The sequence below is a fragment of the Shinella granuli genome, from assembly GCF_004341885.1.
Lineage (GTDB): Bacteria > Pseudomonadota > Alphaproteobacteria > Rhizobiales > Rhizobiaceae > Shinella > Shinella granuli.
Genome location: NZ_SLVX01000005.1, coordinates 232,792 through 256,648, shown reverse-complemented (window position 1 = coordinate 256,648; position 23,857 = coordinate 232,792). Strand labels below are relative to the sequence as shown.

Here is a 23,857-nt window from a genome sequence, read left to right as displayed (position 1 = left end):
CCGCGGCGGCTCCTGTGCGACCATGCGGGCAGGAGGATGCCTTATGGTGTCGACGCTGTCGCACATACGGGAGATCGAACGCGTCGGCATGGGCGCCGTCAGCCCGCGCGATGCGCCCGTCGTCAAATCCTGGCTGCGCTGCCTCAACGACTACAAGCTCGACCCGACCATCGCGCAGGAAGCCTATATCGTTCCCGAACTGAAGCTGCGCGAGCATCGCGAGCAGGCAGAGGAACTGATCCGCATCGGCCGCTCCGGCCTCGAAGGCCTGTTCAACCAGGTCGCCGGGCAGAACTATGTGCTGCTGCTGTCCGATGCGCGCGGCGTCACCGTCGATTTCATGGGCGATCCGACCTTCGACAACCAACTGCGCAAGGCGGGGCTCTATCTCGGCTCGGAATGGTCGGAAAACCGCGCGGGCACCTGCGCCGTCGGTGCCTGCATCGTCTCCGGCGAGCCGGTCATCATCCACCAGGACGATCATTTCGACGCCAGCCATATCGGGCTGACCTGCACGGCCGCGCCGGTCTTCGACACGCTGGGCGACCTCACCGCGGTGCTCGACATTTCCCAGCTCCGCTCGCCGACCGCCAAGGCCAGCCAGCAGCTGGCGCTGCACCTCGTCGCCTCCACCGCGCGGCGCATCGAGCTTGCCAACCTCATGACCCGCACCCGCAACGACTGGGTGCTGCGCCTTGCCCGTTCGCCGGAGTTCCTGGACGTCGATCCGGACGCCGCCATCGCGCTCGACGGGTCCGGCCGCATCACCGGCATGACCCATGGCGGTTTCGGCGCGCTCGCCCGCTCGATGAACATGCGTGGCCTGGCGACGCGCGATTTCCTTGGCCTGCGGATATCCGAGGTCTTCGACATGGATGTGGACGACCTGCCGCGTTTCATGCGCGGCCGGCCGAATGGTGAACGCCTGCTGCGCGCGAAAAACGGCCTCGTGCTCTTTGCCAGCGCCATCGCGCCCGCCGTCAGCCTGCGCACGCCGAACATGCCGGCGCCGCGCCTGCCGCGGGCGTTGCGCGACCTCAGCCGGGGTGACGCGGCGATGGAGCGGGTGCAGGCGCGGGCAGCGAAGCTTGCGGCGCGCGACATCCCGATCCTCATCCAGGGCGAGACCGGCAGCGGCAAGGAATTCCTCGCCCGCGCGATCCATGATAGCTGCGGCGGCAGCGGCAATTTCGTCGCCGTCAATTGCGCGGCGATCCCCGAACACCTCATCGAATCCGAACTGTTCGGTTACACGCCCGGTGCCTTCACCGGCGCCAGCCAGAAGGGCAAGCGCGGCCTGATCGAGGAGGCGAATGGCGGAACGCTCTTCCTCGACGAGATCGGCGACATGCCGCTTACGCTGCAAAGCCGGCTGCTGCGCGTGCTTTCGGAAAACGAGGTGCAGCCGGTCGGCGCGCTGAAGGCGCGCCCGGTGCGCCTGCGCGTGCTCTCTGCCTCGCACCGCGACCTTGCCGACCTGGTGAAGGAGGGCCGCTTCCGGCAGGACCTCTATTATCGCCTGAACGCGGCGACGCTCAGCCTGCCGGCCCTGCGCGAGCGGGAGGACCTCGGCTGGCTGATCGACCAGCTTCTCGCCCGCATCGAAAAGGAGAACGGCGAGACCTACCGCATCGACAAGGCGGCGCAGGCCGCCCTGCTCGCCCATGCCTGGCCGGGCAATCTGCGCGAGCTTTCCAATGCGCTGCGCGTCGCCGCGGCGCTCTCCGAGGGCGGCGTCATCGATGTCGACTGCCTGCCGGACCATCTCTTCGCCGGGCCTGTGGCCGCCCCGCCCGACGATGACGGCGAACTGCGCCAGGCGCTCAGCGATTGCGGCAACAATGTCTCTGCGCTTGCCCGCAAACTCGGCGTCAACCGCTCCACCATCCACCGCCGCCTGAAGCGCCTCAACTGACGCGGCGCCTGCAACACCTGTTGCACGCCACCTGTTGCATTTCGCCCGGCGGCGAAATCCCCTTCCTCGCAATCATTTGAAAAGGCATTGAAATCAGGCGCCCTGCCATTCTGGCACGGCGCTTGCTGACCTTCCTGTGCAAGAACAACAGGAGGAAACACAATGAAAGCTCTGCGCTTTCACGCCGCCAAGGATCTGCGCATCGAGGGGGTCGATGCCCCGCCGTCGCCCGGCCCGGGCGAGGTGCTGGTCGAGAACCGCTTCTGCGGCATCTGCGGCACGGACCTGCATGAATATGCCTATGGCCCGATCTTCGTGCCGAAGGAGCCGCATCCCTTCACCGGCGCGCACGGGCCGCAGATCCTCGGCCATGAATTCGGCGGCGTCGTCAAGGCGGTCGGCGCGGGCGTCGCGCATGTGAAGCCCGGAGACCGGGTGTCGATCCAGCCGCTCATCATGCCCCGCCAGGGCGACTACTATGCCGATCGCGGCCTCTTTCATCTCAGCGGCAACCTCGCGCTTGCCGGCTTGTCCTGGCATTCCGGCGGCATGGCCGAGGCCGCCCTTCTCAACGACTACAATGTCCAGCCCATTCCGGACGCCCTGAGCGATGAGGAGGCCGCGCTCATCGAACCGACGGCGGTCGCCGTCTATGCCTGCGATCGCGGCGGCGTGACGGCCGGCAACAGCGTGCTCGTCACCGGCGCCGGGCCGATCGGCATCCTCGTCGCCATGGCGGCGCGCGCCGCGGGCGCCTCGCAGCTCTTCCTCTCCGATCTCAACGATACGCGGCTGGCGCTGGCGCGCGAGGCGCTGGGCACGGTGCGCACCATCAATCCGAAGACGGAAAAGGTGGGCGACGTCATCCGCGCCGAGACGGAGGGCGGCGTCGGCTGCGATGTCGCCATCGAATGCGTCGGCAACGAGCATGCGCTGAAGAACTGCGCCGATGCGGTGCGCAAGCAGGGCGTCGTCGTGCAGACCGGGCTTCACCCCGGCGAGAACCCGCTGAACTGGTTCGACGTCACCTTCAAGGACATCGATATCCGCGGCTCCTGGGCCTATCCGACACACTACTGGCCGCGCGTCGCCCGGCTGGTCGCCAGCGGCCAGATCCCGGCAAGCCGCATCGTCACGAAATATGTCTCGCTCGGCGAGGCCGTTTCGGAAGGGTTCGACCAGTTGCTCGACCCGGCCGGCAAGCACCTGAAAATCCTGATCGACCTTTCCCGTTAGGCCGGTCCGTCTTGCGGGTCGGTTGAGGAGCCGTCCCGTCTTTCACCTGAGCAGGAGGAGAAACATATGCTCGACAAAACCCCCACCACCCGCGTCCAGACGCTTCTCGATACGTTCGGCGCGGCCCTTGAAGCCGGCCGGATCGACGATGCCGTCGCCCTCTTCGCCGAGGAATGCTACTGGCGCGACCTCGTCGCCTTCACCTGGAACCTCAAGACCGTCGAGGGGCGCGATCAGGTGCGCGACATGCTGCAATCCCAGCTTTCCACCGCCAGGCCTTCCAACTGGCGCGTCGCCGACGGCGAGGAGGCGACGGAGGCGGATGGCGTTCTGGAAAGCTGGATCTCGTTCGAGACGGAGGTCGGGCGCGGTTATGGCCTCGTGCGCTTCAAGAACGGCCTTATCTGGACGCTGCTGACGGTGCTGTCCGAACTGAAGGGCCACGAGGAGAAATCCGGCTTCACCCGCCCGCTCGGCGCCAGGCATGGCCAGAATGTCGGCGCCAAGACCTGGAAGGAGGAGCGCGAGGAGGAGGAACGCACGCTCGGCTATGAGAAGCAGCCCTATACCGTCATCATCGGCGGCGGGCAGGGCGGCATCGCGCTCGGCGCGCGGCTGCGCCAGCTCGGCGTGCCGACGATCATCCTGGAAAAGAACGACCGGCCCGGCGATAGCTGGCGCAAGCGCTACAAGTCGCTCTGCCTGCACGATCCCGTCTGGTACGACCACCTGCCCTATATCGATTTCCCGAAGAACTGGCCGGTCTTCGCGCCGAAGGACAAGATCGGCGACTGGCTGGAATTCTACACCAAGGTCATGGAGCTGAACTACTGGACGCGCTCCGCCGCCAAATCCGCCAAATGGGACGAGGCCGCCAGGGAATGGACCGTCGTCGTCGACCGCGACGGCGAGGAGGTGGTGCTGCGGCCGAAGCAACTGGTCTTTGCGACCGGCATGTCCGGCAAGGCGAACATCCCGGATTTCAAGGGTCGCGAGCGGTTCAAGGGCGAGCAGCACCATTCCTCGCAGCATCCCGGTCCGGACGGTTACAAGGGCAGGAAGGTCGTGGTCATCGGCTCGAACAATTCGGCGCATGACATCTGCGCCGCGCTCTACGAGGCCGGCGTCGACGTCACCATGATCCAGCGCTCGACGACCCATATCGTGCGCTCCGACACGCTGATGGATATCGGCCTCGGTTCGCTCTATTCGGAGCAGGCGCTGGCGAACGGCGTGACGACGGCGAAAGCCGATCTCATCTTCGCCTCGCTGCCCTACCGGATCATGCACGAGTTCCAGATCCCGCTCTACGACAAGATGCGCGAGCGCGACGCCGATTTCTACGCGGCGCTGGAAAAGGCTGGGTTCCAGCTCGACTGGGGCGCGGACGGCTCGGGCCTCTTCATGAAGTACCTGCGCCGCGGCTCCGGCTACTATATCGACATCGGCGCCTCGCAACTGATCATCGACGGCAAGGTGAAGCTTGCCGCGGGTCAGGTGGAGGAGATCACGGAAAACGCCATCAGGCTTTCCGATGGCAAGGAAATCCCTGCCGACGTCATCGTCTATGCGACGGGCTACGGTTCGATGAACGGCTGGGTCGCCGATCTCATCGACCAGGAGACCGCCGACAAGGTCGGCAAGGTCTGGGGTCTCGGTTCGGATACGCCGAAGGATCCGGGTCCCTGGGAGGGTGAGCAGCGCAACATGTGGAAGCCGACGCAGCAGGAGGCGCTGTGGTTCCATGGCGGCAACCTGCATCAGTCGCGCTACTATTCGCAATATCTCGCCCTGCAGCTCAAGGCGCGCATGGAAGGCATCCCGACGCCGGTCTACGCCCTCCAACCGGTGCATCACCGGAAGTAGGCCGGCGCGCCGAGGGCGGGCGGCGTTGCGCCACCCGCCCTCGATGGGTTCGTGCCGATATGGATTGCCGGCCGGCTCAGCCGAGAACCGCCTTCACCGCATCGGCCGTCGCCTTCACGACGATATCCGCTTCTTCCCTCGTCAGGCACAGCGGCGGGGCGAAGCCCAGAATATCGCCCTGCGGCATGGCACGGCCGATGACGCCGCGTTCCAGAAGGGCGGCGGAGACCTGCGGGCCGATCTTCCTGCCCGGATCGAAGAAGGCGCGGTCGTCCTTGTCCTCGACGAATTCGACCGCCGCCATCAGGCCGTCGCCGCGCACCTCGCCGACATGCTTGTGGTCGCCGACGGCCTTGGCGAGTTCGCTGCGGAAATAGGCGCCGGTGGAGCCGGCATTTTCCACGAGGCCGAGCTCGTCGATGAGTTCCAGATTGGCGACGCCGGCGGCGGCGCAGATCGGGTGCGAGGAATAGGTCCAGCCGTGGCCGATGGGGCCGAGTTCATCCGAGCCCTTCACCAGCGCCTCCCAGACCTTGTCCGAGACGATGGTGCCTGACAGAGGCGCATAGGCGGAGGTGAGGCCCTTGGCGATGGTGATGAGGGCGGGCTTCATGCCGTAGTGGTCGGAGCCGAACATCGTGCCGAGGCGGCCGAAGCCGGTGACGACCTCGTCGGCGATCAGCAGGATGTCGTACTTGTCGAGCACGGCCTGGATCTTCTGCCAGTAACCCTTCGGCGGCGGCACGATGCCGCCGGTGCCGAGGATCGGTTCGCCGATGAAGGCGGCGACGGTGTCCGGCCCCTCGGCAAGGATCATCTCCTCCAGCTTGTCGGCGCAATATTGCGCGAACTGTTCCTCGTCCATCGACCGGTCCGGACGACGGAAGAAGTAGGGGGCCTCCGTGTGCAGGATCGGCGCGCGCGGCAGGTCGAAGGCATTGTGGAAGAGGTGAAGGCCGGTCAGCGAGCCGGTCATGACGCCGGAGCCGTGATAGCCGCGCCAGCGCGAGATGATCTTCTTCTTCTCCGGCCGGCCGAGGATGTTGTTGTAGTACCAGACGAGCTTGATGTTCGTCTCGTTGGCATCCGAGCCGGAAAGCCCGAAATAGACGCGGCTCATGCCCTCGGGCGCGCGGTCGATGATCATCTTGGAAAGCGTGATCGAGGCTTCCGTGCCGTGGCCGACATAGGCGTGGTAGTAGGCGAGGTTCTTCGCCTGCTCTGCAATCGCGTCGGCGATCTTCGTGCGGCCGTAGCCGACATTGACGCAATAGAGGCCGGCAAAGGCGTCGAGGCTCGTCTTGCCGTTCGTGTCGGTGATGTAGACGCCTTCGCCGCCGCCGATCACGCGCGTCGGCGTCTCGCCGCGGGCGTGCATGCCCATATGGGTGGAGGGATGGAAGAAGTGGTCGCGGTCCCAGGCGGTGAGTTCGTTGCGTCGGTCGAGCATGGTCTTTTCCTTTCGAAGTCGGTTGTTTTTAGAATTCTGGATCGCGGTCGTACACTCTTCCCGTTGTGATCCTCGATGCCTACCTCTCCACCGTCATCCTCGGGCTTGACCCGAGGATCCATGCCACGAATTCAAGGCGTGCCGCCTGGGTTGTGGATCCTCGGGTCAAGCCCGAGGATGACGGTGGAGAGGTTGATGCCGCGCTCAAGCAGCCGTGTCGATGCAGAGATATTTCAGTTCCGTGAAGGCCTCCATGCCGTGGCGCGAGCCCTCGCGGCCGAGGCCAGATTGTTTCCAGCCGCCGAAGGGGATCGGCCCGCCGGTGATCTTCACGCGGTTGACCGCCACCATGCCGTATTCCAGCGCGCGGGCAAGCCGCATCTGGCGTGCGCCGTTTTCGGTGACGACATAGGCGACGAGGCCGTATTCGGTGTCGTTGGCGCGGGCGATCACCTCCGCCTCGCTGTCGAAGGCCGTGACGGCGGCGACGGGGCCGAAGGTCTCCTCGCGCATGATCAGCGCATCGTCGGAAACCTCGGTCAGAAGCGTCGGTTCGTAGAACAGCGGGCCGGCCTTGTGGCGCCTGCCGCCGGTGAGGACCTTCGCGCCGTGTTTGACGGCGTCGGCCACCTGCTCCTCCGCCTTGGCGATGGCGCGCTCGTGCATCAGCGGGCCGATCTCGACATCCGCGTCCAGCCCGGCGCCGACCTTCAGCGTCGCGATGCGCGATTTGAAGGCCTTGGTGAAGGCGGCAAGGACGGGGCGCTCGACATAGATGCGGTTGGCGGCAAGGCAATCCTGCCCCGATGTGGCGAACTTGGCGTTGACGGCGATGTCGGCCGCCTTCTCGATATCGGCGTCGGCAAAGACGATCAGCGGTGCATGGCCGCCGAGCTCCATGACGAGGCGCTTCATGGTCGGCGCGCACTGGCCGGCGATCAGCTTGCCGATCTCCGTCGAGCCGGTGAAGCTCATGGCGCGCACGCGGGCGTCGGCGTTCATGCAGCCGACGATGGTGGCGGCATCGCCCGTCACGACGTTGAAGACGCCTGCCGGAAGGCCGGCCCGCTCGCCGAGTTCGGCAAGCGCGAGGGCGGAAAGCGGCGTTTCGCTGGAGGGATGGGCGACCACGGTGCAGCCGGCGGCAAGCGCGGCGGCGGCCTTGCGGGTAATCATGGCGGAGGGGAAGTTCCACGGCGTCACGATGCCGACGACGCCGAGCGCCTCGCGGCGCACGATCATCTCGGCGCCGGGCAGGTGGCTCGTCACGCTCTCGGCATTGAGGCGCTTGCCCTCCTCGGCATACCACTCGATGAAGGAGGCGGCATAGTCGATCTCGCCGCGGGATTCGGCGAGCGGCTTGCCCTGTTCCAGCGTCATCAGCAGCGCGAGATCCTCGCGCGCTTCGAGGATCAGCCCGTGCCATTTGCGCAGGATCGCGGCGCGCTGCTGCGGCAGCAGGTCCCGCCAGGCGGGAAAGGCCTGCGCGGCGGCCGAGACCGCTTCCGTCGTCTGGCCGGCATCGAGCGCGGCGACCCAGGCGAGCGTCGCGCCGGAGGCGGGGTCCGTCACGGCGAAGCTGTCACCGTTGTGGCCGGCCACCCAGCGGCCGCCGACATAGGAGAGTTCGCGCAGCAGGTGAGGATCGCTCAGGCGGGCGAGCGCTTCGTGAAAAACGGTCCGGGCGAATAGGGCGGTCATGTCGGCCTCCTCTGGCTGTGTCGACGGTGAGTCTGCCAGAGGCGCGGCGACAGATTGTCTATTGCCGGGCTCGGCCGCAGAGACTTTGGCCAAACCGGCCGCCGGCCATAGACAATCTCTCTACGTCGATATCAGTCCGGGGCCGGCAGCAGCGTCGTCAGCGGCAGCGCGGTCTCCTCCTTCACCGTCTTGGTGACAATGTAGGTGAAGTAGCGGTCGATGCCGAGTTCGCGGTCGAGCAGGTCGTCCACCAGCCGCTGGTAGGCGTCGATGTCGGGGGCCATGATCTTCAGGATGTAATCGACGCCGCCGCCGACCGACCAGCAGGCGACGATCTCCGGCGTTGCCGCCACCGCACGCTCGAAGCGGTCGAAATCGGCCTGCCGGTGGTTGGCGAGTGTCACCTCCATCATGACGCTGGCGACCGGTGCCAGGCGCCGCACCGCGACGCGCGCGTGATAGCCCGTGACGATGCCCGCCTTTTCCAGCTTGCGCAGCCGCAGCCAGCAGGGCGTCGGGGAAAGGCCCGCCTTTTCCGCCAGCGCCAGCTTGGTGATGCGCCCGTTCTCCTGGATCGCCTCCAGGATGCGCAGGTCGATGGCGTCGAGTTTCATGCGGTCGCCCTCCGGGCGGATATCATGTCAAAGCCGAGAAAAAGACCATGGAAAGGCATTTTGGCGTTGTCAATTGAACTGAATTTGAGCACTGTTGAAATCATGACAAATTGGCGACCCGATATATCCCAATTGCGCCGGCCGGCCTACCTTTCTCTCGCCGAGCAGATCGCCCGCGCCATCCAGGAAGGACTGCTGCCCAACGGTACACGCCTTCTGCCACACCGCAAGCTTGCCGACGACCTGAAACTTTCCGTGCAGACCGTCAGCCGCGCCTATGACGAACTGATCCGCCGCGGCCTGATTTCCGGCGAGATCGGCCGCGGTTCCTTCGTGCAGACGCGGCCGAAGGAGCCGGAGCCGCCCTATCTGCCCGAGCGGCTCGGCGAGCTGGTCGACCTGTCGATCCTGAAGCCCGTCTGCGAGCAGATCCACCTGGAGCGCATGCGCGAGGCCTTCGGGTGGCTTGCGGAAAACCTGCCGTCGAGCTCGGCGCTGTCCTTCCGCCCCAACATGGTTTTCCCGCGCCACCGGGCCGTCGCGGCCGAATGGCTGGCGCGCTGCGGGCTCGACATTTCGCCGCTCAACATCAGCCTCACCAATGGCGCGACGTCGGGCATGACGGTGGCGCTGATGAGCGTCGCCCCGCCCGGCGCGACCGTCGCCACGGAGGCGATCAGCCACCACACGCTGGTGCCGCTCTCCACCTATCTTGGCCTCCATCTCGAAGGCCTGCCGATCGACCGCGACGGCATGATCCCCGAGGCGCTGGACGAGGCCTGCCGCAAGGGCGTCATCCGCGCCGTGTTCCTGCAGCCATCCGTCATCAACCCGACCGCGACGCTGATGAGCGGAGAGCGCCGGCAGGCGCTGGCCGAGGTGGCGCGGCGCCACGACATCGCGATCATCGAGAACGACATTCTGGGGCCGCTCGTCGAGGAAAGGGCGCCGCCGCTCGCCGCCTATGCGCCGGAGCGCACGCTCTACGTGACGAGTTTCACCAAGATCACGGTGCCGGGCCTGCGCATCGGCTATCTCGCCGCGCCCGACCGCTATGTCGCGGCCGTCGCCAACAGGCATCTCGTCTCGAGCTGGATGGCGACGCCCTCGATCGCCGAGATCGCCACGCGCTGGGTCGGCGACGGCACGGCGATGGAGCTCGTCACCTGGCAGCGCCGGGCGCTGGCGGCGCGCCACGCCATCGCGGAGGAGATCTTCGCGGGCCTGCCCTATCGCTCGCATCCGCAGAGCCTGCATGTCTGGCTGCCGCTGCCGGAAGGGCACACCGAGGAGGGCTTCGTCTCGCAGGCCCGCCTGCGCGGCGTCGCCATCGCGCCCGGCTCCTCCTTCCGCACCGCCGACCAGGGCTGGCAGCCGGCGGTGCGCATCTCCCTCGGCTCGACGACGGAGCAGGAACTTCGCACGGGCCTTGGCATTCTGGCTTCGCTGGCCAGCGGGAACCCGGAGGCGCTGCTGCTCGCGATTTGAGTGCGGATGCCTGCCAAATGGGCGTCGAAACAATAATTGTCATGAGATTATTATCTACATTGACATGATTTAGATCGCCGCGCATCGTTAGGCCATCACGGTCTCGACAGGGAGAGACATGCATGGCCGCACCCATCATCCGCATCGACAATATCGTGAAGCGTTACGGTCCCTTGACCGTGCTCGACGGGTTGTCGATGGAGGTGCTGCCGGGCGAGAAGCTCGCCCTCATCGGCCCCTCCGGCTCCGGCAAGACGACGATCCTGCGCATCCTGATGACGCTGGAGACGATCAGCGACGGCCATATCGAGGTCGACGGCGACCAGCTCTACCACATGCCGAAGAACGGCGGCCTCGTGCCGGCGGACGATCGCCACCTGCACAGGATGCGCGAGAAGATCGGCATGGTCTTCCAGCACTTCAATCTCTTCCCGCACAAATGCGTGCTCGACAATGTCACGCTGGCGCCGATGCTGACCAAGGGCGTGGCGAAGGCCGCGGCCGAGAAGCGGGCGATGGAGCTTCTCGACATGGTGGGCCTTGCCGACAAGGCGAGGAACATGCCCGCCCAGCTGTCCGGCGGACAGAAGCAGCGTGTCGCCATCGCCCGCGCCCTCGCGCTCTCGCCGAAGATCATGCTGTTCGACGAGGTGACCTCGGCGCTCGACCCGGAACTGGTCGAGGAGGTGCTGAACGTCATGCGCAAGCTCGCCTCCGAGACCGACATGACCATGCTGCTCGTCACCCACGAGATGGGCTTCGCCCACGATTTCGCCGACCGCATCCTCTTCTTCGATCGCGGCAAGATCGTCGAGGAGGGCAAGCCGGACGAGATTTTCCGCAATCCCAGGCAGGAACGCACGCAGACCTTCCTGCGCAAGATCATCGCGGCAGGGCACCGCGTCTGAGGGTTTTTCCTCGGAGACATGCCCCAAGCAAGAACCAAGGACAGCCAGAGGAGTTCGGAACGATGAAGATCAGGACGTTTTTGACCATGGCCGCCGGCGCAAGCGCGCTGATGGCAATCGCCGCCGCCATGCCGGCCCAGGCCGACGACGGCAAGCTGGAGGAACTGAAGGGGCAGGGCTTTGCCCGCGTCGCCATCGCCAACGAGCCGCCGTTCACGGCGGTCGCCGCCGACGGCAAGGTTTCGGGCGCGGCGCCCGATGTCGCCCGCGAGGTGTTCAAGCGCCTCGGCGTCGGCGACATCGTCGCCTCGATCTCGGAATATGGCGCGATGATCCCCGGCCTGCAGGCCGGCCGCCACGACGTCATCACCGCCGGCCTCTTCATGAAGCCGGAGCGTTGCGCCGCCGTCGCCTATTCCGAGCCGATCCTGTGCGATGCCGAGGCCTTCGCGCTGAAGAAGGGCAATCCGCTCGGCCTCAAGAGCTACAAGGACATCGCCGACAATCCGGACGCCAAGATCGGCGCGCCGGGCGGCGGCACGGAAGAGAAGCTGGCGCTCGAAGCCGGCGTGCCGCGTGACCGCGTCATCGTCGTGCCGGACGGCCAGAGCGGCCTGAAGATGCTGCAGGACGGCCGTATCGACGTCTATTCGCTGCCGGTCCTGTCGATCAACGACCTCGTCTCCAAGGCGAACGATCCGAATATCGAGGTCGTCGCACCGGTCGAGGGCGCCCCGGTCTATTGCGACGGTGCGGCCTTCCGCAAGGGCGACGAGGCGCTGCGCGATGCCTTCGACGTCGAGCTCGCCAAGCTGAAGGAATCCGGTGAATTCGCCAAGATCATCGAGCCCTACGGCTTCTCCGCCGCCGCGGCCATGTCGACGACGCGCGAAAAGCTCTGCGCGGCGCAGTAGGAATGGTGAATCTGCCCCTCATCCCGCTGCCGCGACTTTCTCCCCGTAAACGGGGAGAAGGGGCTGGTGGCCAGGCTTTCCCGTCATCGCGTGCTTTGATGGGCGGGAAGCCGGCTCCTGTTCCTCCTTCTCCCCGCTTGCGGGGAGAAGGTGCCGGCAGGCGGATGAGGGGCGCCGCTCCGTTGACGTTAACGTGGAACACACCATGACCGACTGGTCCGGCTATATAGGCTTGATCCTGCAAGGCGCGCTGGTGACGCTTCAGCTCACCGTGATGGGCTCGGCGCTCGCCCTCGTCATGGCGTTCGTCGCCGGGCTCGGCCGCGTCAGCCGTTTCATGACGGTCCGGGCGCTTGCCACCACCTATATCGAGTTCTTCCGCGGCACCTCGATCTTCGTGCAGCTCTTCTGGGTCTATTTCGTGCTGCCCTTTGCCGGTGTGACGCTCTCGCCGCTGCAGGCGGGCGTCCTGGCGCTGGGCCTCAATGTCGGGGCCTACGGGGCGGAGGTGGTGCGCGGCGCGGTCAAGGCGATCGGCCGGGAGCAGCGCGAGGCCTGCATCGCGCTCAACCTGACGCGCGGCCAGGCGATGCGCCATGTCATCCTGCCGCAGGCGCTGCCGCTGATGCTGCCGACCTTCTGCAACAATGCGATCGAGCTTCTGAAGGGCACGGCCGTCGTCTCGCTGATCTCGCTCACCGACATGACCTTCCAGGCCCAGGTGGTGCGCGCGCAGACCGGCAATACGCTGATCCCCTTCGCCGTCATCCTCGTTCTCTATTTCCTGATGGCGCTCGCCATCTCCACCACCATGCGCTGGCTGGAACGGCGCGTCACCCGCGGCCTCGATGGTGTGAGGACCTGACGATGGAATGGGACTGGAATTTCGTCTGGGAGATCATGCCGACCCTGCTCCAGGGCCTGAAGATCACCTTGCTGGCGACCGTGCTCGGCGCCGCCGTTGCTGCCGTCATCGGCCTCGTCTTCGCGATCCTGCGCATGACGGCGCCGAAGCCGATCGCCAGGGCCACGGGTTTCGTCGTGGAGTTCATCCGCGGCACGCCGCTGCTCGTGCAGCTCTATTTCATCTTCTACGTGCTGCCGGATATCGGCATCCGCCTGCCGGCGCTGCTCGCCGGCGTCATCGGCCTCGGCCTGCACTATGGCACCTACGCGGCGGAGGTCTATCGCGCCGGTATCGAGAACGTGCCGCGCGGGCAGTGGGAGGCAGCGAAGGCGACGAACCTCACCGGCCGCCAGACCTGGATCCACGTCATCCTGCCGCAGGCGATCCCGCCGATGATCCCGGCGCTCGCCAACTACCTGATCGCCATGTTCAAGGAGACGCCGCTGCTGTCAGCCATCACGGTGCTTGAACTGATGAACCAGGCGAAGAGCGTCGCCAACAGCAGCTATCGCTATATCGAGCCGATGACGCTGGTCGGCGTGTTCTTCTTGATCATGAGCCTGATCTCCGTCGTCTTCCTGCGCTGGCTGGAAGAGCGCTACGCCCGGGTGGAGGAACGTTGATGCGGACGCTCGACCTTTGCCTTGCCTCCCGCGCGCCGAAACTGGACGACCGCCCGCTGGAAAAGCGCGTCGGCCTGATCATCCTGGCGACCGACCACACGACGGAGGTGGATTTCCAGCGCATGGTGGCGAACGCGCGGATCGGCGTCTACGCCACCCGCATCCCCTATGCCAATCCGGTGACGCCGGAGAACCTCGCCGCCATGCAGCCCTCGCTGACGGCGGGCGCGGCGCTCATCCTGCCGGACGAGCCGCTGGATGTCGTGACGTATTCCTGCACCTCGGCCTCCGTCGTCATCGGCGACGCGGCGGTGACGGCTGCGATCAAGGCGGCAAAGCCGGGCGCTGCCGTGGTGACGCCCACCGCTGCCGCGGTTTCCGGCCTGAAGGCGCTCGGCGCGAAGCGGATTTCCGTCCTGACGCCCTATACGCTCGAAACCAGCCGGCCGATGGCCGACTATTTCCTGGCGCTCGGCTTCGACATCGCCCGATTCACCTGCCTCGGTCTTTCCGATGATCGGGAGATGGCGCGGATTTCCCCGGAAGAGATCGTCGCCTTCGCGAAGGAGGCGACGGCGCCGGATTGCGATGCGCTCTTCATCTCCTGCACCGCCGTGCGCGCGGCGGGCGTGGCGGCGCAGATCGAGGCGGCCGTCGGCAGGCCGGTCGTCACCAGCAACCTCGCCACCGCCTGGGCGTGCCTGCGCCTTTGCGGCGACGAAACGGCTCGGCCGGCGCTCGGCCGGCTGATGACGCGCGCCTATCCGGGGCGGTGACGCATGACAAAGACAGATCTTCCCGTGACATTGGCGGATATCGAACAGGCTGCCCGACGCATCGACGGCCGTGTGCTGCGCACGCCCTTCGTCCTGTCGGCTTCGCTGACCGAACGCTGCGGCGTGCCGGTCGGCCTGAAGCTCGAACACCACCAGACGACGGGCAGCTTCAAGCTGCGCGGTGCGACGAATGCCGTGCTGTCGCTTTCGGCGGACCAGCGGGCACGCGGCGTCGTGGCGGCCTCGACGGGCAATCATGGGCGGGCGCTTGCCTATGCGGCGAAGGCCGAGGGATCGGTCGCGACGATCTGCATGTCGCGGCTCGTGCCCGAGAACAAGGTCGCGGAAATCCGCCGGCTCGGTGCCGATGTGCGCATCGTCGGCCGGTCGCAGGACGAGGCGCAGGTCGAGGTGGACCGGCTGGTCATCGAGGCCGGTCTCGTCATGGTCCCGCCTTTCGACAATGCGGCGGTCGTGGCGGGGCAGGGCACGCTGGGGCTGGAGATCGTCGAGGCGATGCCGGATGTGGCGACCGTGCTCGTGCCGCTCTCCGGCGGCGGGCTGGCGGCGGGCGTTGCCGCGGCGGTGAAGGGACGCCTGCCGAAGGCGCGCGTCATCGGCCTCACCATGCAGCGCGGCGCGGCGATGAAGGCGAGCCTCGATGCGGGGCGGCCGGTCGCGGTCGAGGAGGTGGCGAGCCTTGCCGATTCGCTCGGCGGCGGCATCGGCCTCGGCAATGCCGTGACCTTCGCGATGTGCCGTGCGCTGCTCGACGAGGTGATCCTCCTGTCGGAAGCGGAGATCGCGGCCGGCATGCGCCATGCCTATGCCGAGGAGCGCGAGGTGATCGAAGGGGCGGCGGCGGTCGGCATCGCGGCGCTGCTTTCCGGCCGTCTCGGCCGGCTGGATGGCCCGGTGGCCGTCATCCTTTCCGGCCGGAACGTGGACATGGGCCTGCACAAGCGGGTCCTTGACGGCGTGGCCGATCCCCTTGCGGAGGACAGGACGTGACGCGGATGAAGATACTGACGGAAGCGGAGCTGCGGCGCATCGTACCGCTCGACCTTGAAGCCATCGCCTGCGTGGAGGAGGCCTTCCATGCGCTGGCGACCAGGGCCGTCGCCATGCCGCCGATCCTTCGGCTCGACATTCCCGAGCACCGCGGCGAGGTGGACGTGAAGACCGCCTATGTGCCCGGCCTCTCCGGGTTCGCCATCAAGATCAGCCCCGGCTTCTTCGACAATCCGAAGATCGGCCTGCCGAGCACCAACGGCCTGATGGTGCTGTTCTCGGCGACGACCGGCCTCGTCGAGGCGGTGCTGCTCGACAACGGCTACCTGACGGATGTGCGCACCGCCGCCGCCGGTGCCGTCGCGGCCCGGCATCTCTCACGGCCGGACGCCGCGGTCGCCGCCATCTTCGGCGCCGGCATGCAGGCGAAGCTGCAACTGGAGGCCTTGTGCCTCGTCCGGCCGATCCGTGAGGCCCGCCTCTGGGCGCGCGACGGAAAGAAGGCGGAGGCGGCTGCCTTGGAGCTGACGGCAAAGCTCGGCTTGCCCGTCCGCGCCGAGGCCGATGGCCGGGCGGCGGTCGATGGTGCGGATATCATCGTCACCACCACGCCATCCGAAACGCCGGTCCTCAGGGCCGAATGGCTGCAGCCGGGCCAGCACGTCACCGCCATGGGCTCGGATGCCGAGCACAAGAACGAGATCGAGCCGGCCGTCATCACGGGCGCCGGCCTCTATGTCGCCGACAGCCTCAGGCAGACGCGCCGGCTCGGCGAACTGCACCACGCCATCGCGGCAGGGCTCGTGACGGAGGGCACGGGCTTCCCCGAACTCGGCGAGATCATCGCCGGGCGCAAACCGGGCCGCAGCGGCCCCGAAGAGATCACCGTGGCGGACCTGACCGGCACGGGCATTCAGGATACGGCCATCGCCACGCTTGCTGCCGCCCGCGCGGCAGCGACGGGCGCCGGCACGGCCTTCGAGAGTTGAGACCGGCTTTTCGCCGGGTATAGAGGAAAAACCGATGAAACAAGCGAACCTGAAGTTCTCACTTCCGGAGTATGAGGCGCGCCTTGAGAAAACGCGCAGGGCCATGGAAGCCAAGGGCATCGATGTCCTGATCTGCAGCGATCCCTCCAACATGAACTGGCTGACGGGCTATGACGGCTGGTCCTTCTACGTGCACCAGTGCGTCGTCGTGCCGCCGACGGGCGAGCCGATCTGGTACGGCCGCGGGCAGGATGCCAACGGGGCGAAGTTCACCGCCTATCTCAGCCACGAGAACATCATCGGCTATCCCGACAACTACGTGCAGTCCACCGAGCGCCACCCGATGGACTATCTCTCGGCCAAGCTTGCCGAGCGCGGCCTCGACAAGCTGACCATCGGCGTCGAGATGGACAATTACTGGTTTTCCGCCGCGGCCTTCGCCTCGCTGCAGAAGCACCTGCCGAATGCCCGCTTCGTCGACGCCACGGCGCTCGTCAACTGGCAGCGCGCGGTGAAGAGCGAGACGGAAATCAAATACATGCGCAATGCCGCGCGCATCGTGGAAAAGATGCACCAGCGCATCTTCGACAGGATCGAGGTCGGCATGCGCAAATGCGATCTCGTGGCCGAGATCTACGACGCCGGCATCCGCGGCACGGATGGCATCGGCGGCGATTATCCGGCCATCGTGCCGCTGCTGCCCTCGGGCGTCGAGGCCTCCGCGCCGCATCTCACCTGGGACGACCGGCCGATGAAATCGGGCGAGGGCACCTTCTTCGAGATCGCCGGCTGCTACAACCGCTATCACCTGCCGCTGTCGCGTACTGTCTTCCTCGGCAAGCCGACACAGGCCTTCATCGATGCGGAGAAGGCGACGCTGGAGGGCATGGAGGCCGGCCTTGCCGTGGCGAAGCCCGGCAATACCTGCGAGGACATCGCCAATGCCTTCTTCGGCGTCCTCAAGAAATACGGCATCGTCAAGGACAACCGCACGGGCTATCCGATCGGCGTTTCCTATCCGCCGGACTGGGGCGAGCGCACGATGAGCCTTCGCCCCGGCGACAGGACGGAGCTGCAGCCGGGCATGACCTTCCACTTCATGACGGGCCTCTGGTTGGAGGATATGGGCTTCGAGACGACGGAGAGCATCCTCATCACCGAGAGCGGCGTCGAGTGCCTCGCCGATGTGCCGCGCAAGCTTCTCGTGAAGGACTGAGCCATGGCGGACCGCACGCTCCGTCCGTCGCCGATCAGCCCCACGGTCGATTTCTCGGCCGAGGGTGTGCAGCACGGTTTCCTGCGCCTGCCCTACAGCCGGGACGATTCCGCCTGGGGCTCGGTGATGATCCCGGTGACGGTCGTCAAGAACGGGGAGGGCCCGACGGCGCTCCTCACCGGCGGCAACCACGGCGACGAATATGAGGGCCCGATCGCGCTCTTCGATCTCGCCCGCTCGCTGAGGGCCGAGGATGTCTCGGGGCGCGTCATCATCGTTCCCGCGATGAACTATCCGGCCTTCCTGGCCGGCACGCGCACCTCGCCGATCGACAAGGGCAACATGAACCGCAGCTTTCCGGGCGCGCCGGACGGCACGGTCACGCCGAAGATCGCGGACTACTTCCAGCGCACGCTGCTGCCGCTCGCCGACATCGTGCTCGACTTCCATTCCGGCGGCAAGACGCTCGACTTCCTGCCCTTCTGCGCCGCCCACATCCTGCCCGACAAGGTGCAGGAGGCGAAGGCGTTCGAACTCGTGGGGGCCTTCGGCGCGCCCTGGTCGATGAAGATGCTGGAGATCGACGCGGTCGGCATGTACGACACGGCGGCCGAGGAAATGGGCAAGGTCTTCATCACCACGGAACTCGGCGGCGGCGGCACGGCGACGGCGAGAAGCGCCGGCATCGCGAAGCGGGGTGTAGCGAACGTGCTGAAGGCGGCGGGCATCCTGAAAGGTGCGGTCGAGGCGTCCGACACGACCTGGCTCGACATGCCCGACGGCAACTGCTTCTCCTTCGCCGAGGACGGCGGGCTCATCGAACCGCTTCATGACCTCGGCGACGAGGTCAGGGCCGGGGCCGTCGTCGCCCGCATCCATCCCGTCGGCCGCACCGGCGTGGCGCCGCTGGAGGTGAAGGCGAAGATGGACGGCATCCTCGCTGCCCGCCACTTCCCCGGCCTCGTCAAACCCGGCGACTGTGTCAGCGTGCTTGCGGCCATCGTCGATTGAAACCCGGACATCGCCGCCGCAAACCATCTGCGGCGGCGCCCGGTTGGCGTGAACCGCATGTTTCCGTCGAGAAATCACCTGATGAAAAGCCGCGTCCTGACCATGCAGGCTTGAAACATCGGATCTCTTGAAATTGCGCACCGATGGCGAAGTTTTGATATAAGCTGTCGACTGGTCAGGACGTTGCCGAAGTCCGTGACGCTATCTTGCTCCACACAAGGAGGAGCAAGAGCATGGCTGCGGATAGTATGTCTTTGGACGGTCACGTCCATTTCTTCACGGCCTCCGACCTCGCGGCCGTGGCAGGGCAGCTTCCCTATGCGCTGCCGGCTCCTCACTCGCTTTCCGACTATCTCGCAGAGCTGTCGAAAGCCGGGACGGTCCCAAGGCTCCTCAACAACGTCCATCTGAGCATTCTTCCCGATTCCTCCAACGTCTTCGCTTCCTTCGAGGAGATGGAGGCGCTCCGGGCACAATGGCCTGAACGCTACGGCGATATCCGGCTGGTCGGAACGATCAAGGCCGATCCCGCCTATGCCACGGCCGAACGGCTGTCCCATCCCCAGGTCGCGGGCATCCGGATCGTCCTTCACGACGCTCCGCCGGAAAGCATCCCGGATCAGGCCTATCGCGGCGATGCCTGGGCCGCCCTCCTTGCAAGGCTGCGGGCCGACCAGCATGTCCACGTCTATGCCAAGGAGGCGGAGACGAATCTGAAGGTGCTGCGTCAGCTTCCGGACCATGTGCGCGTCGTCATCGATCATCTTGGCACATGCCATGTCGAGCGCGGCGCTGCCGAGCCGAGCTATCGCGCCCTGCTCGACGAGGCCGGGCGCAGAGGAAACGTATGGTTCAAGGGGCCTGGATATCGAACCTCGACGACCGTCGGCGCCGTCGTGCCCTTCGTGGCGGCCATCGTGGCGGCAGTGGGAGCCGACCGGGTGCTTCTGTCGGCCAGCGATGCTCCCCATGTGGGCGGCGATAGCCAGGGCCTCGGCTTTGCAAGCCATTTCAATACCATGTCGGCGTTCGCGTTCTGCGAGGCGGTCGCCTCGGCCGCAGGCGCCGTCACCGGCATCCCCGCCCGCCGGCTGCTGAGTGCGGCCGCGGACGATCTTTTCCCTGTCCAGCAGAAAGCGAAGCCATGACGGACATCATCATCGAAGACATCACCTTTCCTGTCGCCTACGGTGACGCGACGCTCGACCTTGCCGGCAGGGTGTTTCGCCCGGCCTCTCCGGACGAGGCCCTCCCGCCGGTGGTCTTCAATTCCGGTTTCACGGGCGGCGTTTCCATGTACGGCCAACTGTTCGGCCGGGCGCTGGCGGGGCGCGGCTACCGCGTGATGACCTACGACGTCGCCGGCTTCTTCACCAACAAGGATGTGCGCAACACCGCACAGAAGGATGGCGTCACTGTCACCAATGTCAGCCTCGTGGACCAGACGGACGAGGTGCTTGCCGCGGTTCGCTGGGCGAAGGAACGTTTCGGCGCGATGCCTGCCGTGGCCTCCTGGGCCATGGGGTCGCTTGCCAGTCTCGCCGCCATCGTTGCGCTCGCGCGCCAGGGCAAGGAGCAGATCGCGTTCTGGAATCCGATGAGCTATACCCGCATCGCTACCCTTCAGGACCTGCGTGCCGACAAGGCGGGCGCGGACGCCGCGATCAAGGCGCTGGCGGATGATGCGGCGATCCCGCCGTTCGACACCGGAACCGAGGCGACCAGGCTCGGCTACTATCCGCTCGATCCGGATACGCAGGACTATGTCGACCGCCAGCTCGGCGGCTACACGGAGGTCGGCGGCGTCGACCGCTGGCCCGGCTGCAGCCATGTGACCGCGAAATCCTACAAGGAATATGTGGACTTCGATCCCGAGAAGGATATTGCGGGCGCCGACGGCTTCCCGCCGGCTCTCATCGTGCACGGCGCCGACAACACGCTGCACATGCCCGCGGAGTCGATCCGCCTGCACAAGGCCTATCCGGGCCGCGCAGGTGACAAGCCGCTCATCATCGAGGGCATGATGCACGGCCAGCAGAACCAGGTCGAAAGCCCGATCTTCCATCATCTGATCGAGCAGATCGATCGGGCGATCCGTACCGCCTGATGCAGACGGTCCCGTCCGGCCGGCCGTACGGGACCGAATTATCGCCATGATCCCGAGCCTCGCTTCCCCGCCCGATCCATTGCCGCTTTACGCCGCTTTCTTCGCTGAGCTTCAGGCCAGGGGGTTTGCCGGAGACCTGACGGCGAGCGCCGCCGACCGGACGGTGCTCGCCACGGACAATTCGATCTATCAGGTGATGCCCGAGGCCGTCGCTTTTCCGCAGGATCGCGACGACCTGGTGCGGATCGCCAAGGTCCTTCGCGATCCGCGCTTTGCCGACGTGGTCGTCTCGCCGCGCGGCGGCGGCACCGGGACGAATGGCCAGTCGCTGGGTTCCGGGGTCGTCGTCGACCTTTCCCGCCACATGAACCATATTCTTGAGATCGATCCGGTCAAACGCACTGCGCGGGTGCAGACGGGCGTGGTCAAGGATCAACTGAACGCGGCGCTGAAGCCCTACGGCCTGTTCTTCGCACCGGAGCTGTCGACGTCGAACCGCGCCACCATCGGCGGCATGATTTCCACCGACGCCTGCGGCCAGGGGTCGTGCCTCTACGGTAAAACGCGCGATCATGTCCTGGAGCTCACGACGGTTCTTTGCGATGGCTCCGTCTGGCGCTCTGCCCCGCTGGATGAAGCCGCGCTGGAACGCGTCGTTACGCAGGACGATCTTGCCGGCATGATCCATCGGCGGGTCTTGCAGTTGCACCGCGAGAACGCGGAGGAGATCGCCGCCCGCTTCCCGAAGCTGAACCGCAGCCTGACCGGCTACGACCTTGCCCATATCCGGCGGGACGACGGCGCGTTCGACCTGAATTCGGTTCTGTGCGGATCGGAGGGAACGCTCGGCTTCCTGGCAGAAGCGGTTCTCAATCTCATGCCGATTCCGACGCATGAGGCCCTGGTGGTGCAACGCTATGACAGCTTCGATGCGGCGTTGCGGGATGCGCAAGCGCTGATGGGGTTTGCCCCCGCGTCGATCGAGACCATCGATTCGAAGGTGCTGGCACTCGCGCAAGGCGATCCGGTCTGGGACGACGTGAAGGCGTTTTTCCCGGATGCGGGGCCGGATCCCGTTCGCGGCGTCAACCTGATCGAATTCGTCGGGATGCGCGGTGAAGACGTCGAGGCGGCGCTGGCGCTTCTGACCGCCGAGCTCGATCGTGAGCCGGGCCGGATGGGACGGCGCGGCTATACCCTCGCTCGTGGAGCGCCACAGGTCCACAGACTATGGGATATGCGCAAGAAGGCCGTCGGCCTTCTGGGCAACATGAAGGGCGACAGCCGCCCGATCGCCTTTGTCGAGGATACGGCCGTGCCGCCCGAAAACCTCGCCGACTACATCGCTGAATTCCGTGCGGTGCTGGATCGTCGCGGTATGGAATACGGCATGTTCGGACATGTGGATGCCGGCGTGCTGCATGTCCGCCCTGCCATCGACATGAAGTCGGACGGGGCCGGGCATCTGATCCGGGAAATCACCGAGGAAGTCGTGGCGCTGACGCTCCGCTTCGGCGGGCTGCTCTGGGGCGAACATGGCAAGGGCATGCGGTCGGAATTCTCCCCCCGGGTCTTCGGTCCCCTTTACCCGCTGCTCCAGGAGGTGAAGACGATCTTCGATCCGGGAAACCAGTTCAATCCCGGCAAGATCGCCGCGCCGCCCGGCCAGCCGCTCGTGCGGATCGACGGTCCGCCCACGAAGGGCGCGCACGATCGCCAGATCCCGCCCGTGATCCGCGCCGGTTTCGACGAGGCGCTGCATTGCAACGGGAACGGCGCGTGTTTCTCCTGGAACCCGGATGAGGCCATGTGCCCGTCCTGGAAGGGGACGAGGCAGCGGCGTCACTCGCCGAAAGGACGCGCGCAGCTCATGCGGGAATGGCTCCGCCGGCTGGCCGTGCAAGGCGTCGATCCGCTCGAGGAGGCGAGACGGCTGCGGGAGGCGCCGCCCTGGCGCGGTTTTGCAGCCCGTCTGCTGGCGACGCTTCGGCGGGATCCGCAGGATTTTTCGCATCAGGTCCACGAGGCCATGTCCGGCTGTCTCGCCTGCAAGTCCTGCTCCGGTCAGTGCCCGATCAAGGTCGACGTGCCGACCTTCCGGGCCAAGTTCCTCGAACTCTACCATGGGCGCTACCTGCGCCCGCTCCGCCATCATGTGATGGCGAGCCTCGAAGCGACGTTGCCCTTCCTCGCCCGGTTTCCCGGGATCGTCAATGCGGCGTCGGGATCCGGCCTGCTGCGGGCCATCGGCCTCGTCCACACGCCCCGGTTGCCGCGCCTGCGGCTTGCCAAGGCGCTAAAGGCGCGTGCCGTGGCGACCGCGACGCCCGCGGCCCTGTCCGCTCTTGACAAGGACGAGCGCGCTTCGAGCGTCGTCATCGTGCCGGACGCCTTCATCGCATATTACGATCCGCAGGTGCTGCTGGCCCTGGTCGATTTTCTCAAGCTCATCGGCATACGCCCCTGGCTTGCGCCTTTCCGGCAGAATGGCAAGCCTCTGCATGTCCACGGTTTCCTGGGGCGGTTTGCGCGTGTCGCGCAGCGGAATGCGGACCTGCTTCTGGCGCTTGAGGATACGGGCGTGGCGTTGATCGGCGTCGATCCGTCGATGACGCTCACCTATCGCTCGGAATATCGGGCGGCACTGCCCGGGCAGAGGCTGCCGAAGGTCCGGTTGATCCAGGAATGGCTGAACGTGCGCGCCGACCTTCTTCCGCAGCGGGCCGGCGGGCGCACGTACCGCTTCATTCCCCATTGCACGGAGCGGAGCACCGCCGCGGCCGCCGTCTCGGCGTGGCGGTCGGTCTTCGCGTCGTGCGGGCTCGACCTGACGGTCGAGGCGACCGGATGCTGCGGCATGGCGGGCACCTTCGGACACGAGGCCGAGCATCGGGAACTGTCCGAACGCATCTATTCCCAGAGCTGGGCACTTCAGGTGGCGCGGCGTGGTGCGGCGCCCCTGCTTGCCGACGGTTTCTCGTGTCGGGCGCAGGCCGCGAGCATCGACGGCGTGAGGCTGAAGCACCCGATCGAGGCGCTGCTGGCCGAGTTCGGCGCGCCGGAGGCCGCCGCCGGCCGGACGGTCCCGCCCTCCTGAAATCCCGATTCCTTTTTGAGCGACCGTC

Annotated in this window: 19 protein-coding genes; 16 read left to right on the top strand and 3 right to left on the bottom strand. The window is 66.4% G+C overall.

What is annotated here, in order from left to right; all coding sequences use genetic code 11:
* Window positions 1-43 precede the first annotated feature (43 nt).
* The 3 genes from EV665_RS11200 (at window position 44) to EV665_RS11190 (ending at window position 5,017) form a co-directional block, all read left to right on the top strand.
* Entirely contained in the window at window positions 44-1,915 is a 1,872-nt protein-coding gene (locus EV665_RS11200; RefSeq protein ID WP_133034160.1) for a sigma-54-dependent Fis family transcriptional regulator, read from the top strand.
* A gap of 162 nt (window positions 1,916-2,077) precedes the next feature.
* Window positions 2,078-3,151 carry a 2,3-butanediol dehydrogenase gene (locus EV665_RS11195; RefSeq protein ID WP_133034159.1) on the top strand — a complete coding sequence of 358 codons (1,074 nt, stop codon included), beginning with the start codon at window positions 2,078-2,080 and terminating at the stop codon, window positions 3,149-3,151.
* Between the two features lie 66 nt (window positions 3,152-3,217).
* A complete protein-coding gene (locus tag EV665_RS11190; RefSeq protein WP_133034158.1) occupies window positions 3,218-5,017 on the top strand; it encodes an NAD(P)/FAD-dependent oxidoreductase in 1,800 nt (599 codons plus the stop codon).
* Window positions 5,018-5,093: 76 nt separating this feature from the next.
* Here the strand turns inward: EV665_RS11190 and EV665_RS11185 are convergent, their stop codons facing one another.
* The 3 genes from EV665_RS11185 to EV665_RS11175 form a co-directional block, all read right to left on the bottom strand.
* Entirely contained in the window at window positions 5,094-6,467 is a 1,374-nt protein-coding gene (locus EV665_RS11185; RefSeq protein WP_133034157.1) for an aspartate aminotransferase family protein, read from the bottom strand.
* 204 nt (window positions 6,468-6,671) lie between these two features.
* Window positions 6,672-8,168 carry an NAD-dependent succinate-semialdehyde dehydrogenase gene (locus EV665_RS11180; RefSeq protein ID WP_133034156.1) on the bottom strand — a complete coding sequence of 499 codons (1,497 nt, stop codon included), beginning with the start codon at window positions 8,166-8,168 and terminating at the stop codon, window positions 6,672-6,674.
* Window positions 8,169-8,299: 131 nt separating this feature from the next.
* Window positions 8,300-8,782 (bottom strand): Lrp/AsnC family transcriptional regulator, encoded by a 483-nt coding sequence (locus tag EV665_RS11175; RefSeq protein WP_064332869.1) that lies wholly within the window; start codon window positions 8,780-8,782, stop codon window positions 8,300-8,302.
* A gap of 102 nt (window positions 8,783-8,884) precedes the next feature.
* On the opposite strand from EV665_RS11175, the gene ehuR reads away from it, so the two are divergent.
* The 13 genes from ehuR to ydiJ all read left to right on the top strand — a co-directional run bounded on the left by ehuR (window position 8,885) and on the right by ydiJ (window position 23,829).
* A complete protein-coding gene (gene ehuR, locus EV665_RS11170) occupies window positions 8,885-10,270 on the top strand; it encodes a MocR-like ectoine utilization transcription factor EhuR (protein ID WP_064332870.1) in 1,386 nt (461 codons plus the stop codon).
* 122 nt (window positions 10,271-10,392) lie between these two features.
* A complete protein-coding gene (gene ehuA, locus EV665_RS11165) occupies window positions 10,393-11,178 on the top strand; it encodes an ectoine/hydroxyectoine ABC transporter ATP-binding protein EhuA (RefSeq protein ID WP_064332871.1) in 786 nt (261 codons plus the stop codon).
* Window positions 11,179-11,240: 62 nt separating this feature from the next.
* Window positions 11,241-12,092: an ectoine/hydroxyectoine ABC transporter substrate-binding protein EhuB gene (ehuB, locus tag EV665_RS11160; protein ID WP_133034155.1), complete on the top strand. Its 852-nt coding sequence runs from the start codon at window positions 11,241-11,243 to the stop codon at window positions 12,090-12,092.
* 205 nt (window positions 12,093-12,297) lie between these two features.
* Window positions 12,298-12,957 (top strand): ectoine/hydroxyectoine ABC transporter permease subunit EhuC, encoded by a 660-nt coding sequence (ehuC, locus tag EV665_RS11155; RefSeq protein ID WP_064332873.1) that lies wholly within the window; start codon window positions 12,298-12,300, stop codon window positions 12,955-12,957.
* Window positions 12,958-12,959: 2 nt separating this feature from the next.
* Entirely contained in the window at window positions 12,960-13,622 is a 663-nt protein-coding gene (ehuD, locus tag EV665_RS11150) for an ectoine/hydroxyectoine ABC transporter permease subunit EhuD (protein ID WP_064332874.1), read from the top strand.
* Window positions 13,622-14,398: an ectoine utilization protein EutA gene (gene eutA, locus EV665_RS11145; RefSeq protein ID WP_133034154.1), complete on the top strand. Its 777-nt coding sequence runs from the start codon at window positions 13,622-13,624 to the stop codon at window positions 14,396-14,398. Before ehuD ends, eutA begins: the two co-directional genes overlap by 1 nt.
* Window positions 14,399-14,401: 3 nt before the next feature.
* Window positions 14,402-15,409: a hydroxyectoine utilization dehydratase EutB gene (eutB, locus tag EV665_RS11140; RefSeq protein WP_133034153.1), complete on the top strand. Its 1,008-nt coding sequence runs from the start codon at window positions 14,402-14,404 to the stop codon at window positions 15,407-15,409.
* Entirely contained in the window at window positions 15,406-16,398 is a 993-nt protein-coding gene (eutC, locus tag EV665_RS11135) for an ectoine utilization protein EutC (RefSeq protein WP_133034152.1), read from the top strand. The genes eutB and eutC overlap by 4 nt, the downstream gene beginning before the upstream one ends.
* 34 nt (window positions 16,399-16,432) lie before the next feature.
* Complete coding sequence (gene doeA, locus EV665_RS11130) at window positions 16,433-17,614, top strand: ectoine hydrolase DoeA (RefSeq protein WP_133034151.1); 1,182 nt, start codon at window positions 16,433-16,435, stop codon at window positions 17,612-17,614.
* A gap of 3 nt (window positions 17,615-17,617) precedes the next feature.
* Entirely contained in the window at window positions 17,618-18,625 is a 1,008-nt protein-coding gene (doeB, locus tag EV665_RS11125; protein ID WP_133034150.1) for a N(2)-acetyl-L-2,4-diaminobutanoate deacetylase DoeB, read from the top strand.
* A 233-nt stretch (window positions 18,626-18,858) separates the two neighbouring features.
* The gene (locus EV665_RS11120; protein WP_133034149.1) at window positions 18,859-19,773 is read left to right on the top strand and encodes an amidohydrolase family protein; all 915 of its coding nucleotides are present in this window, start codon (window positions 18,859-18,861) and stop codon (window positions 19,771-19,773) included.
* Window positions 19,770-20,732 (top strand): carboxylesterase/lipase family protein, encoded by a 963-nt coding sequence (locus tag EV665_RS11115; RefSeq protein ID WP_133034148.1) that lies wholly within the window; start codon window positions 19,770-19,772, stop codon window positions 20,730-20,732. The genes EV665_RS11120 and EV665_RS11115 overlap by 4 nt, the downstream gene beginning before the upstream one ends.
* A 46-nt stretch (window positions 20,733-20,778) precedes the next feature.
* Window positions 20,779-23,829, top strand: coding sequence for a D-2-hydroxyglutarate dehydrogenase YdiJ (gene ydiJ, locus EV665_RS11110; RefSeq protein ID WP_133034147.1), 3,051 nt, complete (start codon window positions 20,779-20,781; stop codon window positions 23,827-23,829).
* The last annotated feature ends 28 nt before the right edge of the window (window positions 23,830-23,857 follow it).